This window comes from Bremerella sp. P1 (assembly GCF_028748185.1).
Lineage (GTDB): Bacteria > Planctomycetota > Planctomycetia > Pirellulales > Pirellulaceae > Bremerella.
Map to the genome: position 1 here is coordinate 1,914,356 of NZ_CP118164.1, position 22,263 is coordinate 1,936,618.

Sequence of the window (22,263 nt, forward strand, 5' to 3'; positions counted from 1 at the left end):
GATTGCGAACCCTCGGCAACGATGTCTTCCGGCGAAGTACAGAACGATCTCCAGTATCACGGTGCACGTCATCGGTGGGATTTGATCGATATACGAGAAGTCTGGCGGTTTCGCGAACTGATTTGGATGTTTGCCCTGCGTGACCTGAAGGTCCGTTATCGGCAGACATTCGTCGGCATTGCCTGGGCCTTGATTCAGCCCCTGGCCATGATGCTCGTATTCAGTTTCTTCTTCCGCGTTTCCGGCGGGACTCCAACGGATGGCTCCCTGCCTTACGCGATTGTCGCGTTGTGCGGTTTGATTCCTTGGCAGTTGTTTGCGTCGACGGTAACTTCGGGCACCCAGTCCATTGTGATCAACCAACAATTGGTCACTAAGGTCTATTTCCCCAAGATCATTCTGCCCCTGTCATCCGTTGCCGTAGCCTTGGTCGATTTCAGCATCGCGTTTTGCATGCTGCTCATCGTCATGGCGTGGTACCAGGTCGTTCCCACGCTGGCGATTCTTCTTCTACCGCTGATGATCATGATCATCATCATGTGCTCACTCGCCATATCGCTTTGGCTATCGGCGCTCAATGCTATCTATCGGGATGTTCAGTATCTCGTTCCCTTCATGTTGCAAATTGGTCTATTGGCCAGCCCCACCGTGTACGAAGCCTCGATGGTTTCACCCCAGTGGCGATGGTTGTACTCACTTAATCCGATGGTTGGTGCCCTGGAAGGTTTTCGCTGGGCGTTGCTGGGCACCGCTCCCCCGGCACTTGGCCCGATGGCAATCTCTTTCGGTTGTATGTTTGTCATCCTGATCGGAGGCATGATGTACTTCCGCCGGATGGAACGTTTTTTTTCGGATCGAATCTAAATGCAGAATCCCGCGATCCGAGTCGAAGGGCTGGGAAAGAAATTCAAGATCGGTACCCAGCATTACCGTCATCGTCTCACCGAGTTGATCTCTGGTTGTGCGCGTTCGGCCATCACGGCCCCCGCGCGAGCCTTCCGTGCTCTCAGTAAGACAGAGCCTGATACCGCCTCTCCTTCAGCCGCTGAGTTCTGGGCGTTTCGTGACCTGAACTTCGACATCCAGGAAGGAGAAGTCGTCGGCATCATTGGCCGAAACGGAGCCGGCAAGAGCACGCTCCTCAAAGTCCTCTCACGTATTACCGAGCCAACGGCAGGTCGCTTTGGAGTTCGGGGGCGAATCAGCTCACTTCTCGAAGTCGGTACCGGCTTTCATCCAGAGCTTACTGGCCGTGAGAACATCTATCTCAGTGGTGTCGTGCTGGGCATGAAGCGAGCCGAGGTGAAACGAAAGTTTGATCAAATCGTCGAGTTCTCAGGCACAGAGAAGTTCCTCGATACGCCTGTCAAGCGTTTCTCATCAGGGATGCAAGTTCGACTTGGATTTGCCGTAGCCGCATTTCTCGAACCTGAAATTCTCATCGTGGATGAAGTCCTCGCGGTAGGGGATCACGAGTTTCAGAAAAAATGCCTGGGTAAGATGTCTGACATTGCCCGGGATGGACGCACGATTCTCTTCGTTAGCCACAACGCAGGTGCCGTCAAGCAAATGTGCTCGCGATGCATTTGGCTCCGCGATGGCGCGGTCCACGGTGATGGCCCTCCGCAATCGGTCCTCGACGATTACATGTCGCCTGACCAAGGCGACCTCTATCACCTGCCCGCTAAAGGGAATTACGGTATCGAAGTGCGTTCGATTTCGCTCAATGAGTTGCCCCTCAACATCGATCGACGCGTACGCTTTTCGTCCCCCTTCAATCTAAGCTTTGAGATCGGCTCTGAGTCCATAACGGCAAACCTACAAATCGCAGTACGCATCGCCCATCGCGGCAACGCTCTTTGCGAGCTCAATACGGCCTATCAGGGAACCGATGTATCAATCAGCCAGGGTGAACAGGTTTCTGTGTCCTGCGATATTGAGTCCCTCCCCTTACTCCCAGGCACCTACGATCTGTCCATTCACATTCGTGGAGCCGGTATCGGAAGGGACTTGCTTTCCTGGACGACCGTTGGCCAGCTGGAAGTCGTCCCCAATATGGAATTGGAAGACGACGACAACGCCCAGTTTCATCAGTCATTTGATGTACGTCCGCCTGTTCGTTGCTCTCAGAAATGGACTGTGCAACGAGAAGAGAACATGCAGGCGGCAATCCGAACTCGTTAGTCGCAAGCGACGACCTAGCACACACTTTTTCCCTACGAGTACCCCCCATGATTGCATCGCCAACACACATCCGGCGAGGAGATCGATAAGTCGATGAGCTCAAGAACGCGTGTACTGGTAACAGGAGCGGATGGTTTTATCGGCTCTCACTTGACCGAATCATTGGTTCGGCAAGGTTTCGATGTTCGAGCATTCATTTATTACAATTCTCTGAACTCATGGGGCTGGCTTGATCGATGTGAGCCAGACGTCAAAGGGCAATTCGAACCCTATCTAGGTGATATCCGAGACCCCTTCTCTGTTCGCGAGGCGATGGAAGGAATCGATGTCGTCTATCACTTGGCAGCTCTGATTGCGATTCCTTACAGTTATCGAGCCGTTGCAAGCTATACGGATACCAACATCTCGGGAACCGTGAATGTCCTCGAGGCAGCCCGGCGCAACGACATTCAACGTGTCGTTCATACTTCGACAAGTGAAGTCTATGGAACTGCACAGGTAGTTCCGATCACTGAGGAACATCCTCTCCAGGCGCAGTCACCTTATGCAGCGTCCAAAATTGGTGCGGATCAACTCGCTCTATCGTATTTCCGGTCGTTTGAAACACCAGTGACAGTTGTTCGTCCGTTTAACTGCTATGGCCCAAGGCAGTCGGCTCGAGCCGTAATCCCAACAATCATTTCCCAGATTGCCTCCGGTAAGACCGATATCCGCCTAGGACATTTGGCTCCAACAAGAGACTTCAACTATGTCGCTGACACGGTCTCGGGCTTTATGTCGGTCGGCAACGCAGATGCCACGCTTGGCGAGGTGGTAAACGTTGGATCAGGTTTTGAAATCAGTATTGGAGACCTGGCAAAGCTGATCGGGGAAGTCATGGAGGCTGATATCACCGTCGAACAAGACGACGATCGATTTCGTCCAGCCAAGAGCGAGGTCTTTCGACTTTGTGCAAGCAACAGCAAGGCGTTAGAGCTGGCTGGATGGCAGCCGGAATATGGCGGGATCGAAGGGTTAAAACGAGGTCTCGCACAAACGGCCGAATGGTTCTTGGCTGAAGAAAACTTAGCCTCTTACAAGGCATCGATCTACAACGTATGAACAGTCTCATCGCTGAACATCTTATCGAGGCGATCAAGGACATCGTCTCCCCCCCCTGCCCCTTGCATGAACCATTATTCATTGGCAACGAATCGAAATACGTCCATGAATGCATCAGTTCGGGTTGGGTGTCGACGGTCGGCTCGTTCGTCGACCGATTCGAAGAGATGCTTTGTGAGTTCACGGGATCCGACTTTGCGGTAGCGACCGTCAATGGAACTTCCGCATTACACGTTGCCTTGCTCCTGGCCGGAGTATCCGAGGATTGCGAAGTGTTCATGCCTTCGCTGTCCTTCGTAGCAACGGCCAATGCCGTAGCCTATTGTGGGGCAATCCCCCATTTCATTGACATCGAGCGAACGAATCTAGGATTGGATCCTAGTGTACTATCGGCACACTTGGAGCAGAATTTTGTAAGAACCGGCAGCCATTGGATTAACAAAGCCACAGGGCGAAGAGCTGGAGCAATCGTGCCCGTCCATGCTTTTGGACACCCCTGCGACATTGAAGCCATTTGTGAAGTAGGAAAGACGTTTGGAATTCCTATTGTTGAAGACGCGGCTGAGTCACTTGGAAGTTATTACAAGGATCGCCATACAGGCACTTTCGGAGAGTCTGGAATCCTTAGCTTCAATGGAAACAAGGTCGTCACTTGTGGTGCGGGAGGAGCAATTCTGACACAGGATGAAGAACTTCAGAAGCGAGCCAAACACTTAACAACAACAGCTAAACAACCTCATCCCTGGGAGTACTTTCACGATCAAATCGGATTCAATTATCGCATGCCCAACCTCAATGCGGCGCTAGGTTGTGCTCAGCTTGAATCTCTTCCGGAATTCTTGGAACGCAAACGAACACTCTTTCAAAAATACAAGGCCACACTAACAAAGCTAGAAGACATTCAACTGGTTGAAGAACCTGAGCACTGCCGTAGCAACTACTGGCTACAAACAATCATTCTAAAGTCGGAAGAAGCCTCGAATTCGCGAGACAGTGTTCTTCACCAATTGAATCAGCAAGGGATTCTGGCTCGCCCAGCTTGGATTCCGCTCAACCAGCTTCCGATGTACTCAAGTTGCCCTTCAACAACGCTTGATGTCACCAACGCAATCGTTCCTCGGCTGATAAACCTTCCAAGCGGTCCGAAGCTAATGCAAGAGGAATACGCGTGATATGAAGGAGTTGCTTTTAGTAGGAGCCGGTGGGCACTGCCAAAGTTGTATCGAAGTGGTTGAGAGTACCAGGCAGTGGAATATTGTCGGTCTGGTTGGCAGACCAGACGAGGTGGGACGAAGCGTCCTTGGATACCCCGTCATTGGGACCGATGAAGAGTTGTCGCAGTTGCTGTCCCCGTCTCGAAGTGCGTTTGTCGCCATCGGACAAATCAAGTCGTGCGAAGCGAGAGAACTAGCTTTCCAGAAACTCCAGTCATTGGGAACTGAAATGCCAAGCATCGTGGCGAGTTCCGCGGTTGTTTCCCAGCATGCATCCCTCGGCAAGGGCACGGTGGTAATGCACGGGGCGATCATCAATGCCGGTGCCAAGATTGGAAACAATTGCATCATCAATTCCGGTGCAATCATTGAGCACGGCGCGTCGGTAGGCGACCACTGTCATATTTCCACGCGTTCGGTACTCAATGGCGAAGTCCGCGTGGGTGACCGATCTTTTGTTGGGAGTGGAGCAATTGTTTACCAACAGCGGAAGATCGGAAACCGGGCAATCGTTGGCGCAGCAGCGGTAATCGCAAGAGACGTCTCAGATGGTGAGATCGTCCAAGCCGGACAATCTGACTGGGAAGCGACGAGGCCATGATGACGAGCACAAAAATCATTGCGGAGATTGGCGTCAATCACAACGGGGATCTGGCGTTGGCGATGAAAATGATTGAAGCAGCGAAAGACGCTGGCGCTGACATTGTCAAATTCCAAACGTTCATTGCTCGTGAAGTAGCCTCGAGCGGGACGGAATTGGCAGACTATCAAAAGCGAACCCAGCACAACAACTCGCATCTTGCCATGCTCCAGAAGCTTGAACTGGACCAAGACAGTCACGTCAAGCTACTTCAGTTTTGCGAGCAGGTTGGCGTCGAGTTCCTTTCATCTCCTTTCGACTTTCCCAGTATCGAGCTACTTTCTTCACTGGGATTGACGACATTCAAAGTCCCATCGGGCGAGTTAACCAACATCCCGTACTTAAGGAAAGTCGGGCAAGTGTCCTCACACACCTTGCTATCGACGGGAATGGCAACCCTGGGCGAAATCGAAACTGCGTTAGAAGTCCTGGAGGAATCAGGCAATCCACGCTCGGAAATTATCGTCCTTCATTGCACATCGAGTTATCCAACGGAGATGCAGGACGTCAATCTACGGGCAATGCAAACCATCAAGGATGCGTTTCAAGTCTCCGTGGGATATTCCGATCATACGCGCGGGATTGAAATCCCCATTGCCGCCGTCGCAATGGGAGCGCAAGTCATCGAAAAGCATTTCACCCTCGACCGCTCCATGGAAGGCCCGGATCACGCTGCCAGTTTAGAGCCGACAGAATTTTCAGCGATGGTACGAGCAATCCGCAGCGTTGAATCCGCCATGGGAAGCGGAATCAAGCGACCGTCGCCAAGTGAGCTACCCCTGAAGAAGATCGCTCGCAAGTCGGTTGTCGCGCGACGACCCATTGGCATCGGCGAAGTTTTTTCCGCAGACAATTTAGCAGTGAAGCGACCTGGAACGGGAATTCCGTCCAGCCATTGGGATGACCTGATGGGCCGCCAATCTACACGAGAATACCTGGAAGACGAATTAATCCAATGGTGAAACGCAGGGTTTGCGTCGTAACGGGATCTCGAGCCGATTATGGCTTGTTAGTTGGCCTGTTAACCCGACTGCAAAACGACAACGACTTAGATCTGCAGCTTGTGGCGACTGGGATGCATCTGTCTCCTGAGTTTGGCATGACATGTCAACAAATTGAAGAAGATGGATTCCAGATCGACTCCAAGGTTGAAATGCTGGTCTCATCCGATTCAGACATCGGTGTTGCCAAGAGCATGGGACTCGGAGTCATTTCCGCGTCAGACGCCTTGCAGAGCCTGTCCCCTGATATCGTCCTTGTGCTCGGCGATCGATTTGAGATCTTTTCGTTTGTATTGGCAGCCTATTATCTCCGCACGCCTGTAGCACATATCCATGGTGGAGAAGTCACGACAGGATCGCTTGACGATGGCGTTCGTCATGCGATCACCAAGTTATCGACAGTTCATTTCGTTGCCGCAGAACCCTACCGGCAACGCGTGATACAACTTGGGGAATCCCCCTCACGCGTCATGTGTGTAGGCGGCCTGGGTGTTGATAATATCGTTGAAACCCAGCTACTTACGCGAAGAGAATTGGAAGCTCAATTAGCATTCTCTCTTGGCGCAAAGAGCATTCTCGTAACCTATCATCCACAAACATCAAAATCGACTGAAGTCGAGCTTGATGCGGACGCATTACTAGCAGCCCTCAGCAACCTTGATGATACGGTTCGCATCGTCTTTTCCCGATCTAACGCGGACACCGGTGGCCGCAAGATTTCGCAGCGTATCGATCAGTTTGTTGAGCAAAACGCGTCGCGTGCAGCCGTTTTTACGTCTCTCGGCCAAGTTCGTTATTGGTCGTTAATGCGAGAAGTCGACGCCGTCGTTGGAAACTCTTCCAGTGGAATCCTCGAGGCACCAACATTTCATACGCCCACGGTCAATATCGGAGATCGACAAAACGGCAGAGTACGCTGCGCGTCGATCATCGATTGTCCGGCCGATTCGACTGAGATTCTCGCCTCCATTCACAAGGCGCTTACACCGGACTTCCGTTCCGTGTGTGAACGCGTCGAAAACCCACTTGGCGTTGGGGGCGCGTCCGACAAGATCGTAAAAGCACTGAAGAATCTGACAGACGAAGACCTGAAAACCGACAAAACCTTTTTTGATTGCTATGAACATGCGAAACATTGCGCTGATAGCAGCTAGAGGGGGAAGCAAAGGTCTTCCGAAGAAAAACATTCGGGACCTTGCGGGATACCCTTTGATCGCTTGGACGATCCATGCCGCTCTCGAGTGTGCCTGTATCGATCGAGTAATCGTATCAACGGATGATAAAGAAATTGCTTCGATTGCTCGGCAGCACGGAGCAGAGGTCCCATTCCTGCGCCCATCTGAGCTTGCCCAAGACGACTCCTCGAGTATCGACGTTCTCCTGCATGCCCTTTCGTGCGTGGAAGAGTCAGAAGTCGTTACCCTTTTGCAACCAACCTCGCCGCTACGCTGTAGCCAAGACATCGAAGACGCGTTTGCAAAGTGGTCCAACACAGGAGCAACCTCCTGCGTTTCCGTACGGCAGGTCAAGGCCCATCCCAATTGGCTCGTTCGTATGAATGCGGAAGGATTCTTAATCCCCTACGACGATGCACCACTGGTCAGAAACCGCCAAGAATTGCAGCCCGTGTACGTCCCAAACGGTGCCATCTATATGGGATTAACGCACGAAATTGTGAAAGCTCGGTCGTTTTATACGACTCGAACAACTCCCTACATCATGTCAGACGAACGATCGTGGGACATCGACTCTCTGCTTGACTTCGAGATTTGCGAAATGCTTCTGTCGAGACGCACGAAGGCACATTCAATTGCTCAACAGGATTGTCCAGCGGAATGAACGCACAGTACCTCGAAGACTCCAAACTCAAACGAATGTTTGTCGATCCCTCGGCAAGCATCATCGAAACCATGCGTGTCGTTGATGAAGCTTCCGCTCAAATAGCGTTGGTCGTTGAAGGAGAATCGACACTCATCGGTGTGGTAACCGACGGTGACTTGCGGCGAGCAATACTTCGCGGATCCGACCTATCTGATCCTGTGTTGCCTTTTACTTCTTGTTCTTTTCACTCGGTTCCAGAGGGAGCCACCCGTGCTCAAGCACTTGATTTGATGCAAAGTCTAGGGCTAAAGCATCTCCCCATCGTTGACGACGAAATGCAGATACGTGGAATTCACCTACTGAGCGAGGTGATCAAACCACAAGTCCTTCCCAATGCAGCGTTGATCTTAGCAGGCGGCAAAGGAACAAGGCTTGGAAAAATAACAGCGAACGTGCCCAAACCCATGATCCAGGTCGCCGGTCGACCGATTCTGGAACGGATTGTCTTGCTGTTGGTCGGATCAGGTATTCGAAAGATCTTCATCGCGGTCAATCACTTCGCTGAACAGATCGAGGAATACTTTGGTGACGGCAGTCAATTTGGCTGCGAGATCATTCTGCTCTACGAAGAGTCGCCACTGGGAACCGGAGGACCTCTCGGACTGCTAAGACCATATGAACTGCAAGATCCTTTACTGGTCATGAACGGAGATTTGGTGACCGACTTCGACGCCCAAGCAATGATTCGGGCTCATCATTCTCACGAAAACTACATCACCATCGGTGTTCGTAATTATTCCCACGAGATCCCATTTGGCTGTCTTGAAATCGAAGATGGCCAAGTCGTTTCCATTGCCGAAAAGCCAATTCACAGGACAACAATCAATTCCGGCATTTACGTGGTGGACCCCGAAGTTACGCGAGCTGTCACCCCTCGTTTCCTGCCCTTCACAGACATCCTTAACGATGCAATCCAGAATTCTCATCGGCTAGGCGCCTTCGAGATTGCGGACTGGATTGACGTTGGCTTACCCGATCAACTTGCGCAAGCACGCGGGCACTAGCTCAACCTAACACCGCTTGAAATACGTCGCATGAGATCTCATGGAGTTCCTCAATGAAGACACTCTTCATTCCACTTGTGACAACTTGGCCACACAACTTTGCTGCCGATCTTGAGTTGATCGAGCAGCACGCCCAACAGGGAAAAGAAGTTGAAGTATTGGTCTGCAACTCGGAACTGAAAGCTTGCGACATCAATTACCTGCATGATCGCGTTCAATGCGATCATTGCATTGCGCTTCGCAAGAAGGGGTTTCGTTTGTTGGGATCCGCTGTCAAGACACGAAGCTTGTCTGATTTACCCGGCTGGTCGTCGCCTATCAACATCGATGAGCTTGACAAATTCAAGACCATATCAGAGCTGTCGCAGTGGAGCACTCCCACATTCGACATTGGAATGGCACTCACCTCATCCCTCATTTCAGTGACCAGAGATCCATCGCCCGACATCAGCAAGTACCGGTCAATCCTAAATTCCCTCGCCGATGCCAGTCTAAGAATCCACCTTACACTGCAGCAGTTTCTTTCCACGGAAGAGATAGAAACCGTTTATGTCCTCAACGGGCGATTTGCAACGTTGCGTGCCGTGATCCGCGCGTGCGAAAGTAACAATACGCCCTACTACACGCACGAATCGGGAAGAGACTCCAAGCACTACGCGGTGTATCCCAATACGATCCCGCACTCGATTGCCAATTTTGAAGAAAATGCCCGCAATGCCTGGGACCAGGCAGAGCCAGAAACGCGAGAACAGATTGCGCGAGACTGGTACCAGCAGCGTTCGGCCGGCACACTTCAAGTGCCTACCAACTTCACCAAGGACCAAACTTCCGGGCTTCTCCCAAGCGATTGGCATTCGGTTACCAAACGCCGTATTGCCGTCTTTCCCTCTTCCGAAGATGAATTTGTCGCCATTGGCAAAGAGTGGTCTAACCCGCTGTTTTCATCACAGAATGAAGGCCTCCGCTTGATCATTGACGCGATCCGGCGTGACCAATTGCCGATCCATCTATTCATTCGATGTCACCCGAACTTAAAGACGGCACATCCCCGGCAATTCCGTGAACTTCAAGCAATCCAGGGAGAAGGAGTCACGATCATTGACCCGGAAGACAAGATTTCCACCTACGACCTCATGAAGCAAGCCGACTGCACACTCTCATTTGGATCCACGGCTGGTATTGAGGCGGCCTATTGGGGGCAGCCCTCCGTCCTGGCGGGACGTAGCTTCTATGCCAATCTGGGAGCAACGTACAATCCGACGTCTCTCGCTGAATTGGTTTCGCTCCTGCAGGACGACATTGAACCGAAGCCGGATCTTGGGGCATTAATCTATGCTCACGCGCTTGCGACCCATGGGGTACCGTTCAAGTTCTTCGAACCCGTTTCCAATGGTCACGGAAAGTACCGTGGACGCGACATGCATGCAGGTCTGTTCGACTACTTACGAGAACGCGACTTGCTGCCGATTGCTCGACGATTCGCGCGAGTCATCTACCAAGGAGTTACACGATCAGATCCTCGATTGGTCAAGCGGATCGAGGACTAACAAAGACGGCAAGCCCCCATTTTCCTATTCCAGAAATGCCATGTCCCAGGCCCCAGAAGTATCCGTCATCATTCCGGTCTATAACGCGATGCCCTACCTGGAACGCACGCTGGAAAGCGTTCTCGATCAGACGCTTTGTCGAATCGAGGTCATTTGCGTGGATGATGGGTCGACTGACAATAGCCTGCAGATACTGAAGAAAATACAGGAATCGGATGAGCGTGTAATTGTTCTCTCGCAACCCAATGCCGGTGTATCGACAGCTCGTAATCGTGCTATTGAATTAGCAAATGCGAAGTTTATCGCGACCCTGGACGCGGACGACTACTGCCCTCGTCATCGCTTGGAAACGCAGGTCGCTTTTCTTGAAACCCATCCTGACTGTGTCGCCGTAAGTGGATTTGCAGAACTCGTCGACGAAAACGAGGAATCGATCGCGGTGATCGCAACTCCGACCAGTCATGCTGATCTCGATGCGCGTGCGTTTCAGGTTGGAGAGTGTGCGATGTGTCACGCGGCCACGATGTTCCGGACGACTGCGCTTCGGGACCTCGGTGGATACCGTGACAAGTACACGTATGTAGAGGACTACGACCTCTTCTTTCGACTCGCCGAAATCGGCCAACTCGCATGTATTCCAGATGTGCTCTACTACTACCGCCAACTTCCTCAAAGCATCTGCCGGACCAAGAAGCAAGAGCAACGAAGGCTCGTCGTGGAGTGCATTCGCGAGACATGCGAACGTCGGGGCATAGACTTTGACGAAAAGACTTCGCCCCCAGAATTGATCCCCTACGAAATTTCAACGTCGCGTCACTACGTCAACGTCGCCGTACAATCTATCCTTGGAGGAAACCCCAAGACCGCGCGAGCGAACGCATTTACGGCTCTGCAACACCAGCCGTGGCACCCGTTTCCCTGGGCCGCTTATGCGTTGTCGTTCATGCCAAGCAGCGTTACGCGTTCTCTGGTCCGAAATGTTATCGGCCGTGATGTTTAGCGATGCGGTAGTAGAGACTCTCTAACCCATCGACCACTTTATCCAGGGCAAAGTGTTCAACAGCTAATCGACGCGCATTCTGCTGACACTGCGATCTTCGCTCGGTGTCCTCCAGGAGACTTCGCAAGGCCATCTCGATCGGATCGACCTGGGCTTCTATGACGCACCCTGCGTTGTAGTCAGCAACCTCTGGCACATTGCAGCGATGGGTCAGCAGCATGGCCAGACCATACCCCAGGCCTTCGATCACCGCGTTTGGCAAGCCTTCGGAATGGCTCGTGAGGGCAAAAATATCAGCGGCCCGCAGAGCATTAGTTTTCTCTTCTCCATCAATGATGCCAGGAAACCGGACGCGTTTCTCCAGCCCGTGCTTCTGCACAAACTGCTGCAACGTTGCCTGAACTCCTTCGTCAGGCCCCGCGATTATCATTTGGACCTTGGGAAACTCATCACTTATTCGTTCGAAGGCAGAGAGCAGCAAATCGATTCCCTTGATCTGGGAAATCCGTCCCATGAACAGAATCACGACATCATCATCGGCGTATCCCAGCTGATGGCGAACGGCCTGTTTGGCTTCTCTCGAATCACTCGGTGGCAATGAGAAGCCGTTGGGAATCACCGCAATCCGCTGAGGAGGAATTCCCCACGCAAGCAGCGTGTCCTGTTCGTATTGTGAGACGGCCTGACAAACGGCAGCTTCACGAACAATCCGATTCTCGTAGCAATAACGAAAGAGCTTCTTTTGAAGTGGTTTGATCTGCATGCGCGTGGGACACAACGCCCCTTCCGCATTGTAGACGTAAGGAACGCCCGCTCGCTTGGTCAGCTTCCTCACCATATTGTTGGTGAGTGTGAGACCAATATTCGTTTGAACAACGTCCGTCTCTTGTAGGATCTCTCGCAGCGTCCGGTGAATGCCTGGCGTGTAATAGGGAGGAATTCGATGGTGCGGAGAGGTCGATGTGTAGCAAATCGAGTATCCATCGTTCTCGATCCACTGATCGCGAGGCATATCCGCAGGCAAGTCAATGTCCGTGGTCAACACACGTACTTCGTGCCCTCGAGCCGCGAGTTCCCGACAGACGACTTGAGCCTGCACGACCGGACCACCAAATCGAAGTACTGGCAGCGGATATGGAATAACTTTGACGATCTTTAAAGGACGATCCACAATGAAAACCGGAGAGGATGATCGATCAAAAACGTAGGTTGAATCGGGCTCACTAGCCTACTATTCAACTCCCGGAACAAGGCAATCCCTCAGTTTAATGAGCGGATCCATTACCTTACGTTAAGCAACTGGTAAGAAACGGTTAACTCCCGATTTGCCATAATTGATGCCGCTCGCTGGCATGGTGCCCTATTTTTACTTGCCAAACGACCTCAAAACGTGGCAAACTTGAGTATTGCAAGGCCTTTTGGGTCTTCTTCTTCGACGCTAAGGTCGAAGCCCCCGCCTCACGAGCCCACCTATGATACGTACTAATCTCCCATTGATTCGCCTCGCCAGTCTGTTCCTATTGTTCACACTCGGCGGTTGGACGTACGCCCAGGAAGTCTCTTTGCCCGGCGATTTCTTCGAGAAATCGGTCGCCCCGATCCTTTCTGCCCACTGCGTCACATGCCACAACGACCAAAAGCAGGAAGGAGGCCTGTCGCTAGCTGACGGCCCCGCTGCCCTGCGCGGAGGTGACAGTGGCGAGTCGATTGTTCCTGGAGAACCCACGGCAAGTTTCCTGCTCGACTACCTCTCCGGGGATCCGCCCGAAATGCCCCAAGGGGGCCAGCCGCTATCGAAGGAAGAGATTGCCGTCCTTCATAAATGGATCGCAGGCGGGGCCGCTTGGCCCAAAGGCCTAAAGCTGGAAGCCAAAGATAACTGGTGGTCTCGCCAACCATTAGGCCGGCCGCCGGTCCCGGAAGTTCCCCTGGCATCCAAGTCGCGTGTAAGAACTCCCATCGATGCGTTCGTCTTGGCTCAACTTCACGAGCGTGACATGTCCATGTCTCCTGAGGCGGACTCGAGAACGCTTGTGCGTCGCTTGTATTTCGACCTGATTGGCCTTCCGCCTACGCCTGAGGAAATACGTCAATGGACGGCGGCACTCGACGAGGGGGAAGACGGATACCAGAAGTTAGTTGACCACCTCTTGGCCTCGCCACACTACGGCGAACGCTGGGCACGGCATTGGCTTGACGTGGTGAAGTACGCCGACACGTGTGGTTACGACAAGGATAAGCTCCGTCGCAACGCGTGGCCTTACCGCGACTACGTCATCCGTTCTTTCAACGACGACAAACCTTATGCCCGCTTCGTCGAAGAACAGATCGCCGGCGATGCCCTTTATCCGGGCGAGCAAGACGGCATCTTAGGACTGGGCTTCATCGCAGCAGGACCTTGGGATTTCATTGGTCACGTCGAGGTGCCCGCCAGCAAGATCGATGGCAAGAATGCCCGCAACCTCGATCGTGACGAGATGGTTTCCAACACGTTGAACACGTTTTGCAGCGTGACCATTCAGTGTGCCCGCTGCCACGACCATAAGTTCGACCCTTACACGCAACAGCACTACTACGGTCTCCAGGCCGTATTTGCGGCGGTCGATCGGGCGGAACGTCCCTATGACATCGATCCTGAAATCGAGAAGCAGCGATTGCAGCTTGCCCAAGAGAAGCAAGCGGTCGAAAAACAACTAGCCAACCTACAACAGGCAATGGCGAAGGACGGTGGCGAACAGCTAACGGCACTTCGCACGAAGATTCAATCGCTGAGAAAACAGGCCCAACCGGAGACAGCGGTCCCGCAACATGGTTATCACAGTCACATTGAGAAGACGGATGATCAAGCCAAATGGGTACAGATTGATCTCGGGAATCCCACCGAGATTACCAAGATCGTTTTGCATCCCTGCTACGACGATTTCGCCGGCATCGGTCCTGGGTTTGGTTTTCCGGTGCGTTTCAAAGTCGAAGCGGCCAGTGACGCTGCGTTTGCCGATTCCCAGCTAATTGCCGACGAAACGGGCCAAGACTATCCCAATCCGCTTCTGGCGAGCTACGCGGTTGAAATGCCCGTCAACGCTCGGTTCGTTCGCATCACGGCGACCAAGCTTGCCCCGCGGCAAAACGATTTTATCTTCGCCCTGTCCGAGGTGGAGATCTACGACAAGAACAACAAGAACGTGGCCCTCAACCGTTCCGTTCAATCGCTCGACTCCATCGAGGCCCCCATACGCTGGCGACGTGCCAACCTGGTCGATGGTCTCTGGCCGAAGTCGATTTCGGCGAACGTCTCTGAGGAGCTAAACCAGGCCAAGGAATCTTTGGCTGCCATCGAGAAGCAGATCGAAACACCCCAGCGTGTTGCCCAAAGAACCAAGTTCAACAGCCGCATCCAGGAGTTAAACGCACAGCTCAAGTCCTTGCCTTCCGGCAAAATGGTCTACGCGGCGGCAACGCATTTCAAACCGCAAGGATCCTTTCAGCCGACCCAAGGCAAACCGCGTGAGGTCCACGTTCTGCATCGAGGCAATGTCACCGACCCACGGGACCCAGCCTTGCCAGGCACGTTGCCGCTGCCAGGAAAGGACGACTATGAATTCACCCTGCCTACCGATCACGACGAATCGCAGCGCCGGGCGGCACTGGCCAGGTGGATCACCGCTCACGATCATCCGCTAACCTGGCGAAGTGTCGCGAATCGCATTTGGTACTACCATTTCGATCAGGCCATCGTCGGCTCGCCCAATGACTTCGGTCGTATGGGACAGATGCCGACACACCCCAAACTGCTTGACTGGCTGGCCGTCGAATTCCGTGACCACGACCAGTCTTTCAAGCACTTGCATCGGCTCATCGTCACCAGCAGCGTCTATCGCCAGTCATCCCAGCATGACGAATTGCATGCCGCGAAAGACAGCAGCAACCAGTATCTGTGGCGAATGAACCGGCGACGATTAGAGGCCGAAGAGATCCGCGATTCGATTCTTTCGGTCAGTGGGAAGTTGGACACGTCGATGGGTGGACCGGGCTTCTTTGTCTTCAAGCTTGAAAAAGAAGCCCACTCTCCCCACTACGAGTACCACAAGTTCGACCCAAGCGATCCGACGAGTCATCGACGCAGTGTCTATCGGTTCATCGTCCGTTCGCAGCCCGATCCCTACATGACGACGCTCGACTGTGCCGACTCGTCCCAAAGCACTCCGAAGCGGAGCGAAACACTCACGGCACTTCAGGCCCTGTCGATGCTCAATAATCCATTTCAGTTGGTCATGGCCGAGTCGTTTGCCCAGCGGCTTCAAGAGGAGGCACCGACGCTGCCGGAGCAGGTCGAACTTGGCATCCAGTTGACCCTCGGCCGCGAACCAACCGACTTCGAACGAGAGAAGTTCACCGCATTTGCCCAAGAGCATGGGCTCGCCAATTTATGCCGCGTGTTCTTCAATCAAAGCGAATTTGTCTATCTCGATTGACCCAGGTAATGACTATGTTTTCCTCACGACGCGAGTTTTTGCAGCAGAATGCCTGGGGCTTTGGAGCGTTGGCTTTATCCTCACTGCTGATGAACGAAGATGCCCACGCAGGCACTTCTCAAAGTGGCGTGCTGACTGCACCCCACCATCCTCCCAAAGCGAAACGCGTCATTCAGCTGTTCATGAGTGGCGCGGCGAGTCCGATCGATACGTTCGATCACAAGCCGATGCTCGACAAGCATCATGGCGAAGAATCGGACTTCGGCGAGCACGTCGAAGCGTTCCAAAATGGTCTCGGGCCATGGATGAAGTCTCCCTTCAAGTTCACGCCGTATGGTCAGTCTGGCAAGAAGCTCAGCGAGGTGGTCGCACCGCTGGGAGCTTGTGTCGATGACATGGCGTTTGTTCATAACATGGTCGGCAAGAGTGGTGTGCACTCGCAAGCGACTTATCTGCAAGCAACCGGTTTCGATACGCCAGGCTTCCCAGGCATGGGCGCCTGGGTCAGTTATGGTCTGGGAAGCATCAGCGACGAATTGCCTTCATTCGTTGTCCTGCCCGATCACCGTGGCTTTGCCAGCAATGGCCCCAAGAACTGGAGCAGCGCTTTCCTGCCCGCCAGCACCCAAGGCACCGCGATCTTCCCCCAGCGAGAGAATCCAATCGAAGACCTGACGCCCAAGTCGTCCTATACGTCTGCCACAAGCGACGATGCGAGCCTGCGTCTGCTGGAGCAGATCAATGGCCGCTACCAAGAACAACGTGCCGGCGATTCACGACTCGAGGCTCGTATCCGCAGCTATGAACTGGCAGCCAAGATGCAGCTGAGTGCTCCCCAGGCGATGGACATCTCGAAGGAGCCCGACCACATCCTCAAGATGTATGGTCTCGATCGGATGGGTGCCGAGTATCCTTCCGAGATTAATGCTCCCGAAGAAATCGAGTACTTCGGCCGCAAGTGTCTCATTGCCCGGCGACTCATCGAACGCGGTGTTCGCTTTATCCAAATCTGGTCCGGAAACGATAACGGTTTCCCGCGTCGCAATTGGGACAGCCATGAAGACATCCGGCGAGACCACGGTCCACTGGCCACCGGCATGGCCGTCGGTACCGCCGCACTGATCCAAGATCTCAAGCAGCGCGGACTGCTCGACGATACGATCATCCTCTGGACGACCGAATTCGGGCGGATGCCCTCGACGCAGGGAAGCAAGGGACGCGATCACAACCCCTACGTATTCACGAACTGGCTGTGCGGCGGGGGTATCAAGCCAGGCATTACCTATGGGCAATCCGACCAGTGGGGCTACAAGCCGCTCGACCGCGACCACCCCACGCAGGTCTACGACATCCACGCAACGATACTCCACCTGCTGGGAATCAATCACGAGAAACTGACCGTCCGTCATAATGGCATCGATCGCCGCTTAACGGACGTTCATGGACACGTCATCCGCGACATCCTTGCGTAAAATAACACATCTCTCAGCTAAATTGCGTTTTTGCACATTGGGCATATCGGCTCTTTTAAGGTATAATAAAGGGTTCCTGCCTACCGTTCTCTCCTTAGTGATCTTATGAAAACATTCCTTGTCATAGCCCTTGCATTGGCATTTCCACTGATGGCTCTCGGCGAAGAGATCGACTTCGCTCATCAAATCGTTCCATTGCTGAAGAAGCAATGTGGCAACTGCCATAGTGGTACCCAAAAAGAAGGAGGATTCTCTCTCAACACCCGCGAGACGCTTCTCGGCGGAGGCGAATCGGGAGAAGCCATCGTTCCTCACAATGGAGAACCAGGCGAACTTCTCGCGCGCGTCACAACCGATGACGAATTCACCCGAATGCCGCCCGAAGGGGATCCACTCTCCAGCGATCAGATCAAGCTTCTGAAACGTTGGGTCGAATCGGGCGTCCCGTGGGAACCAGGCTTCACCTTCGGAGAAAAGATCTACGAGCCACCGCTCAAACCACGTCGCCCGGAGTTGCCACCAGCCGTCGCAGGCCGCACCAATCCGATCGACCGAATTCTTGACGCCCAGTTGGCCGAGCAAAAGATGGGCCCCTTGGAACCACTGAATGACGATGCGTATCTGCGTCGCGTCTATTTGGATCTCATCGGGCTATTGCCCACGCCTGATGAGCGCGAGGCGTTCCTGCAAGATAGCGATCCCGATAAACGAACCAAGTTGGTCGAAGAACTACTGGCTCGCGATGTCGAGTACGCGGAACACTGGCTCACCTTCTGGAACGACCTGTTACGTAACGACTACGCCGGTACCGGTTTCATCACCGGTGGTCGCCGACAGATCTCCAGTTGGTTGTACGAAGCACTCGTTACCAATAAGCCCTACGACCAATTCGTTCGCGAATTGATCGCCCCGCCAACGCCGGAAAGTGCCGGCTTCGGACAGGGCATCAAATGGCGCGGGGAAGTGAGCGCTGGCCAAACGGTTGAAATCCAATTTGCCCAAAATGTCGGCCAGTCGTTCCTGGGCATCAACCTGAAGTGTGCCTCGTGCCACGATAGCTTCATCGACCGTTGGAAGCTTCAGGATGCCTATGGTCTCGCCGCGATCTACGCCGAGCGATCCATGGAACTTCATCGCTGCGATAAGCCGATCGGCAAGACGGCTGAAGCAGCCTGGCTCTTTCCTGAGTTGGGGCAGATCGATCCCAACGCACCGCAACCCAAGCGACTGCAACAACTGGCTGATCTGATGACGCATCGTGAGAACGGGCGATTCACTCGCACGATCGTCAATCGCCTGTGGCATCGCATGATGGGTCGTGGGATCGTTCATCCAACCGATGCGATGCAGAGCCCACCATGGAATGCGGACCTCCTCGATTTCCTGGCAGAACACCTGGCTGAAAACAACTATGACCTCAAACAAACGTTACAGCTGATTGCCACATCACAGGCCTATCAAACTCAAGCGGAACGCGTCTCTGACCAAACCGAACCTGGCAGCTATCAATATGCTGGCCCCCGCAGCAAGCGAATGACCGCGGAACAGTTTGTCGACTGTGTCTGGCAAGTGACCGATACTTCTCCGAATAAATTCGACGCTCCCGTTATCCGCGGCAACCTCTCGACCGGCTCGTCCAGCAAGGTCGAAGTCGCCGGTCAGTGGATCTGGAATCAAACCGATGTCTCCCAGGCAGCCGCGGGCGAAACGATCACGCTGCGCAAGCAATTCGACCTTGCCGAGGTACCCTCGGACGGGTTTGCCCTGGTCACCTGCGACAACGAATACACGCTTTATGTCAATGGAAAGAAGCTTGCCGCTGGTAATAATTGGATGGAGCCTGACTTGGTTCGACTTGGCTCGCTGAAACAGGGCGCCAATGAGGTCCTGATTGTGGCCAAGAACGCCGGTAGCGGCCCCAACGCCGCGGGTTTGTTCTTTGAAGCACGCCTCGCTGACACGATCGTTTCCTCGGACGACACCTGGCAGTGGACAGCCCAAGTGCCCAACGGCTCAGGAAAGTTCAAGAAGCAGCCCGAAGACTGGCAACCGGCCGCGGTCGTCAAAGGCCAAGAGGTCTGGATGGGACGCCTGCGTCCTGTCATGGCCCAGATGCTTTCGCAGGGAATCGACGGCCAACGTTATATGGTTCGAGCTTCGCTCTTGAAGAGTGACTTCCTGATGCGTTCGCTGGGTCGTCCTAATCGAGACCAGGTCGTCAGCGTTCGCCCCATGGAACTAACGACCCTCGAAGCGATCGACCTTTCCAATGGCGATACCCTGGCCAACGCACTTCGCCAAGGGGCCAAGCAATTGAATCAACGTGAGTGGGAATCACCCCAAGAGTTCGTGACGTGGCTGTATCACTTCGCCTTGAGTCGAGATCCTACGCCGGCCGAACGGACGACACTCGTCGACTCCCTGGGCCCCGAGATGCCAACCGAAGCGATTGAAGATGTCCTTTGGGCTGTCTTCATGCTTCCAGAATTTCAACTTGTTCACTAAGTGAGGTTCCTCATGGACCGCGCACAAGTACGAAGACAATTCCTGAAACAAATGGCGGCTGCCTCCACAGCGACCATGATGGCCGGTGCGCCGCGCCTGGTGACCGCGAATGAAGCAGCGGTCGAGCATCCAGCCGCGAAGGCCGATTCCTGCATCCTGATCTGGATGGCCGGGGGCATGGCTGCGCCCGACACGTTCGACCCTAAGAAGTACGTGCCGTTCGAGGTTGGCGTGCCCGTGGCCGACGTCGAAAGTACGTTTCCGGCGATCGATACCAGCGTCGACAATATCAAGATCTCGCAGGGGATGGAGAATATCGCCCAGGTTATGGATCGCGCGACGCTGATTCGCTCGCACGTCCTGCCAGACCTGGGAAGCATTCTTCACTCGCGGCATCAGTATCATTGGCATACCGGCTACGTGCCGCCGCAAACGGTCGCTTGTCCGCATATCGGTGCGTGGATGTCGAAGGTCCTGGGCCCTTTGAATCCTGTGATGCCGGCATTCATCAATATCGGCCAACGACTCGAAGGGGTCGGTGAGCAAGAGGAATTAAAAGCCTTCACCACGGCCGGTTTCTTCGGCAGTGAATTTGGCCCGATGAACCTCCCCTACCCCGAACAGGCCGCGCAGTCGGTGCGTCCTCCCGAAGGGATGAAGTCCGAGCGGTTTGCCAATCGCAATAAGCTGTTTCAGAAGCTGATTGATCAATCGCCTCAGCGCGACTTTATCGGCGACTTCCAGCGCGAGTCGCAGCTGCGTTCGATGGAGAACGCCTATCGGCTTCTCTCGGCGAAGGAGCGTGAAGCGTTTGACATTTCGCTGGAACCGAAAGAGTCGTACGAAAAGTACGACACCGGCCGTTTTGGCCGTGGCTGCTTGCTGGCCCGACGGCTGGTCGAGAATGGTGCGCGGTTTGTCGAAGTGACGACCGAGTACGTTCCGTTTCTCCACTGGGACACGCACGCCAACGGTTTCACAACCCTGCAGCGGATGAAGCAGGAAATCGATCTCCCCATCGCTCAGCTGATTCTCGACCTGGAAAGCCGGGGACTACTCGATCGCACGCTCGTCATTCTGGCCAGCGAATTCAGTCGCGACATGATCATGGAAGGCAAGCCGGGCTCGAATGCACGCGATCAAGCAACCGAAAAGGTCGAGGTCCTCAAAGAGTTGAAGCACTACGGACAGCATCGCCACTTCACCGGTGGTTCGTGCGTTGCGATGTGGGGCGGCGGCGTGAAGAAGGGACAGCTCTATGGCAAAACAGCCAACGAGCGTCCGTTTGTGGCCACCGAAAACCCAGTCTCCGTGATCGATCTGCATGCGACGATCTTCACGGCCATGGGTATCAGTCCTAAGACACAATTCGAAGTCGAACGCCGACCGTTCTACGCCACCGAAGACGGCAAAGGCAAGCCAGTGATGGACATCTTTGCTTAGGCAGATGGCCTTCGATCCACCAAGAAATAAAAAGAGCCGCTGATCCAATCGAATCAGCGGCTCTTTCTTGTTAGTTCAATCAGTCGAAGCGATCCTAGTTCAGAATCGATTCCAGACCCTTCACAACCGCGTCGACCTTCAGGTCCTTAGCGGAAGCAGCAGCGAAGTTGCCCTTCACTTGACCGCCCTTGGCCAAGATGATGGTCACTTCAGCATTTGGGTTGATGCCGTAATCTTCCGGGCCATTTTCAAATTCGTTTGGCAGCACGAAAGGAACGTTCGCGGTCTTCGAGGACTTGGCCAGCTTTTCAGCATCAGCCTTGGCAGCGGCCTTGTTTTCGCCGAGGAAGTTCACGAACGTACGAAGCTGCTTGTCTTCGTTCTTGGCGATTGCCTTATCCAGTTGTTGCACCAGATCGACAACTGCCTTGTCGCCACTACGGGTGAAGATGATCACCTGAGGACGGCCGCCGTTCTTGCAGCGGTAGCACAGATTCTTACCAACATCGACACCATCTTCGGAAGCACCGGCCAGCTTGGTCACGTAGAAAGCGCCGATCATTTCGCCTTCTTGCAGACCGCTCTTGGTTTCTTCCGCCATCACCAGCGAAGAACCAGCCATCAAAGCGACCGCAGTCAAAGCCATTGTCAAAAATTTCATTGAGAGTCTCCTGGGACAAACCAAGGGGAAACAAAACGGGGGAGGTAACGGAAGGGATTAACGCCCTATTTGGACGTCGAGGTTGACCTGGGAGGTATTTCCCGGTCAGATGCAGTATCCGCAATCCGGAGTCACGCT

At 53.9% G+C, this 22,263-nt stretch carries 17 protein-coding genes; 15 read left to right on the forward strand and 2 right to left on the reverse strand.

All coding sequences use genetic code 11. The annotated features are described in order from the left end of the window. Positions 1–21 precede the first annotated feature (21 nt). From PSR63_RS07840 to PSR63_RS07890, 11 genes are all read left to right on the forward strand, one after another. Complete coding sequence (locus PSR63_RS07840) at positions 22–864, forward strand: ABC transporter permease (RefSeq protein WP_274332189.1); 843 nt, start codon at positions 22–24, stop codon at positions 862–864. After that, a complete protein-coding gene (locus PSR63_RS07845) occupies positions 865–2,184 on the forward strand; it encodes an ABC transporter ATP-binding protein (protein ID WP_274332191.1) in 1,320 nt (439 codons plus the stop codon). Positions 2,185–2,277: 93 nt separating this feature from the next. Further along, the gene (locus PSR63_RS07850; RefSeq protein WP_274332193.1) at positions 2,278–3,285 is read left to right on the forward strand and encodes an NAD-dependent 4,6-dehydratase LegB; all 1,008 of its coding nucleotides are present in this window, start codon (positions 2,278–2,280) and stop codon (positions 3,283–3,285) included. Continuing rightward, a complete protein-coding gene (locus PSR63_RS07855) occupies positions 3,282–4,457 on the forward strand; it encodes a LegC family aminotransferase (RefSeq protein ID WP_274332195.1) in 1,176 nt (391 codons plus the stop codon). Before PSR63_RS07850 ends, PSR63_RS07855 begins: the two co-directional genes overlap by 4 nt. Before the next feature lies 1 nt (position 4,458). Then, positions 4,459–5,100 carry an acetyltransferase gene (locus PSR63_RS07860; protein ID WP_274332197.1) on the forward strand — a complete coding sequence of 214 codons (642 nt, stop codon included), beginning with the start codon at positions 4,459–4,461 and terminating at the stop codon, positions 5,098–5,100. Continuing rightward, entirely contained in the window at positions 5,097–6,101 is a 1,005-nt protein-coding gene (gene neuB / locus PSR63_RS07865) for an N-acetylneuraminate synthase (protein ID WP_274332198.1), read from the forward strand. Before PSR63_RS07860 ends, neuB begins: the two co-directional genes overlap by 4 nt. After that, positions 6,095–7,294 carry a UDP-N-acetylglucosamine 2-epimerase gene (gene neuC / locus PSR63_RS07870; protein WP_274332199.1) on the forward strand — a complete coding sequence of 400 codons (1,200 nt, stop codon included), beginning with the start codon at positions 6,095–6,097 and terminating at the stop codon, positions 7,292–7,294. The genes neuB and neuC overlap by 7 nt, the downstream gene beginning before the upstream one ends. Continuing rightward, positions 7,266–7,979, forward strand: a complete 714-nt coding sequence (locus PSR63_RS07875) for an acylneuraminate cytidylyltransferase family protein (protein WP_274332201.1) — start codon at positions 7,266–7,268, stop codon at positions 7,977–7,979. The genes neuC and PSR63_RS07875 overlap by 29 nt, the downstream gene beginning before the upstream one ends. After that, positions 7,976–9,025 carry a sugar phosphate nucleotidyltransferase gene (locus PSR63_RS07880; RefSeq protein ID WP_274332203.1) on the forward strand — a complete coding sequence of 350 codons (1,050 nt, stop codon included), beginning with the start codon at positions 7,976–7,978 and terminating at the stop codon, positions 9,023–9,025. The genes PSR63_RS07875 and PSR63_RS07880 overlap by 4 nt, the downstream gene beginning before the upstream one ends. 53 nt (positions 9,026–9,078) lie before the next feature. Beyond that, positions 9,079–10,572, forward strand: coding sequence for a hypothetical protein (locus PSR63_RS07885; RefSeq protein ID WP_274332205.1), 1,494 nt, complete (start codon positions 9,079–9,081; stop codon positions 10,570–10,572). 40 nt (positions 10,573–10,612) lie between these two features. After that, a complete protein-coding gene (locus tag PSR63_RS07890) occupies positions 10,613–11,572 on the forward strand; it encodes a glycosyltransferase family 2 protein (RefSeq protein ID WP_274332207.1) in 960 nt (319 codons plus the stop codon). Here the strand turns inward: PSR63_RS07890 and PSR63_RS07895 are convergent. Further along, the gene (locus tag PSR63_RS07895) at positions 11,553–12,743 is read right to left on the reverse strand and encodes a glycosyltransferase (RefSeq protein ID WP_274332209.1); all 1,191 of its coding nucleotides are present in this window, start codon (positions 12,741–12,743) and stop codon (positions 11,553–11,555) included. The genes PSR63_RS07890 and PSR63_RS07895 overlap by 20 nt on opposite strands. Positions 12,744–13,044: 301 nt before the next feature. Here PSR63_RS07895 and PSR63_RS07900 point away from each other — a divergent pair, with 301 nt between their 5' ends. The 4 genes from PSR63_RS07900 (at position 13,045) to PSR63_RS07915 (ending at position 21,464) form a co-directional block, all read left to right on the forward strand. Then, the gene (locus PSR63_RS07900; protein ID WP_274332211.1) at positions 13,045–16,044 is read left to right on the forward strand and encodes a DUF1553 domain-containing protein; all 3,000 of its coding nucleotides are present in this window, start codon (positions 13,045–13,047) and stop codon (positions 16,042–16,044) included. 14 nt (positions 16,045–16,058) lie between these two features. Beyond that, positions 16,059–17,516: a DUF1501 domain-containing protein gene (locus PSR63_RS07905; RefSeq protein ID WP_274332213.1), complete on the forward strand. Its 1,458-nt coding sequence runs from the start codon at positions 16,059–16,061 to the stop codon at positions 17,514–17,516. 105 nt (positions 17,517–17,621) lie between these two features. Beyond that, positions 17,622–20,021, forward strand: coding sequence for a DUF1549 domain-containing protein (locus PSR63_RS07910; RefSeq protein WP_274332215.1), 2,400 nt, complete (start codon positions 17,622–17,624; stop codon positions 20,019–20,021). Positions 20,022–20,033: 12 nt separating this feature from the next. Continuing rightward, positions 20,034–21,464: a DUF1501 domain-containing protein gene (locus PSR63_RS07915; protein WP_274332216.1), complete on the forward strand. Its 1,431-nt coding sequence runs from the start codon at positions 20,034–20,036 to the stop codon at positions 21,462–21,464. Between the two features lie 94 nt (positions 21,465–21,558). On the opposite strand, the gene PSR63_RS07920 is transcribed toward PSR63_RS07915, so the two are convergent. Beyond that, entirely contained in the window at positions 21,559–22,125 is a 567-nt protein-coding gene (locus tag PSR63_RS07920; RefSeq protein ID WP_274332218.1) for a hypothetical protein, read from the reverse strand. Positions 22,126–22,263 lie beyond the last annotated feature (138 nt).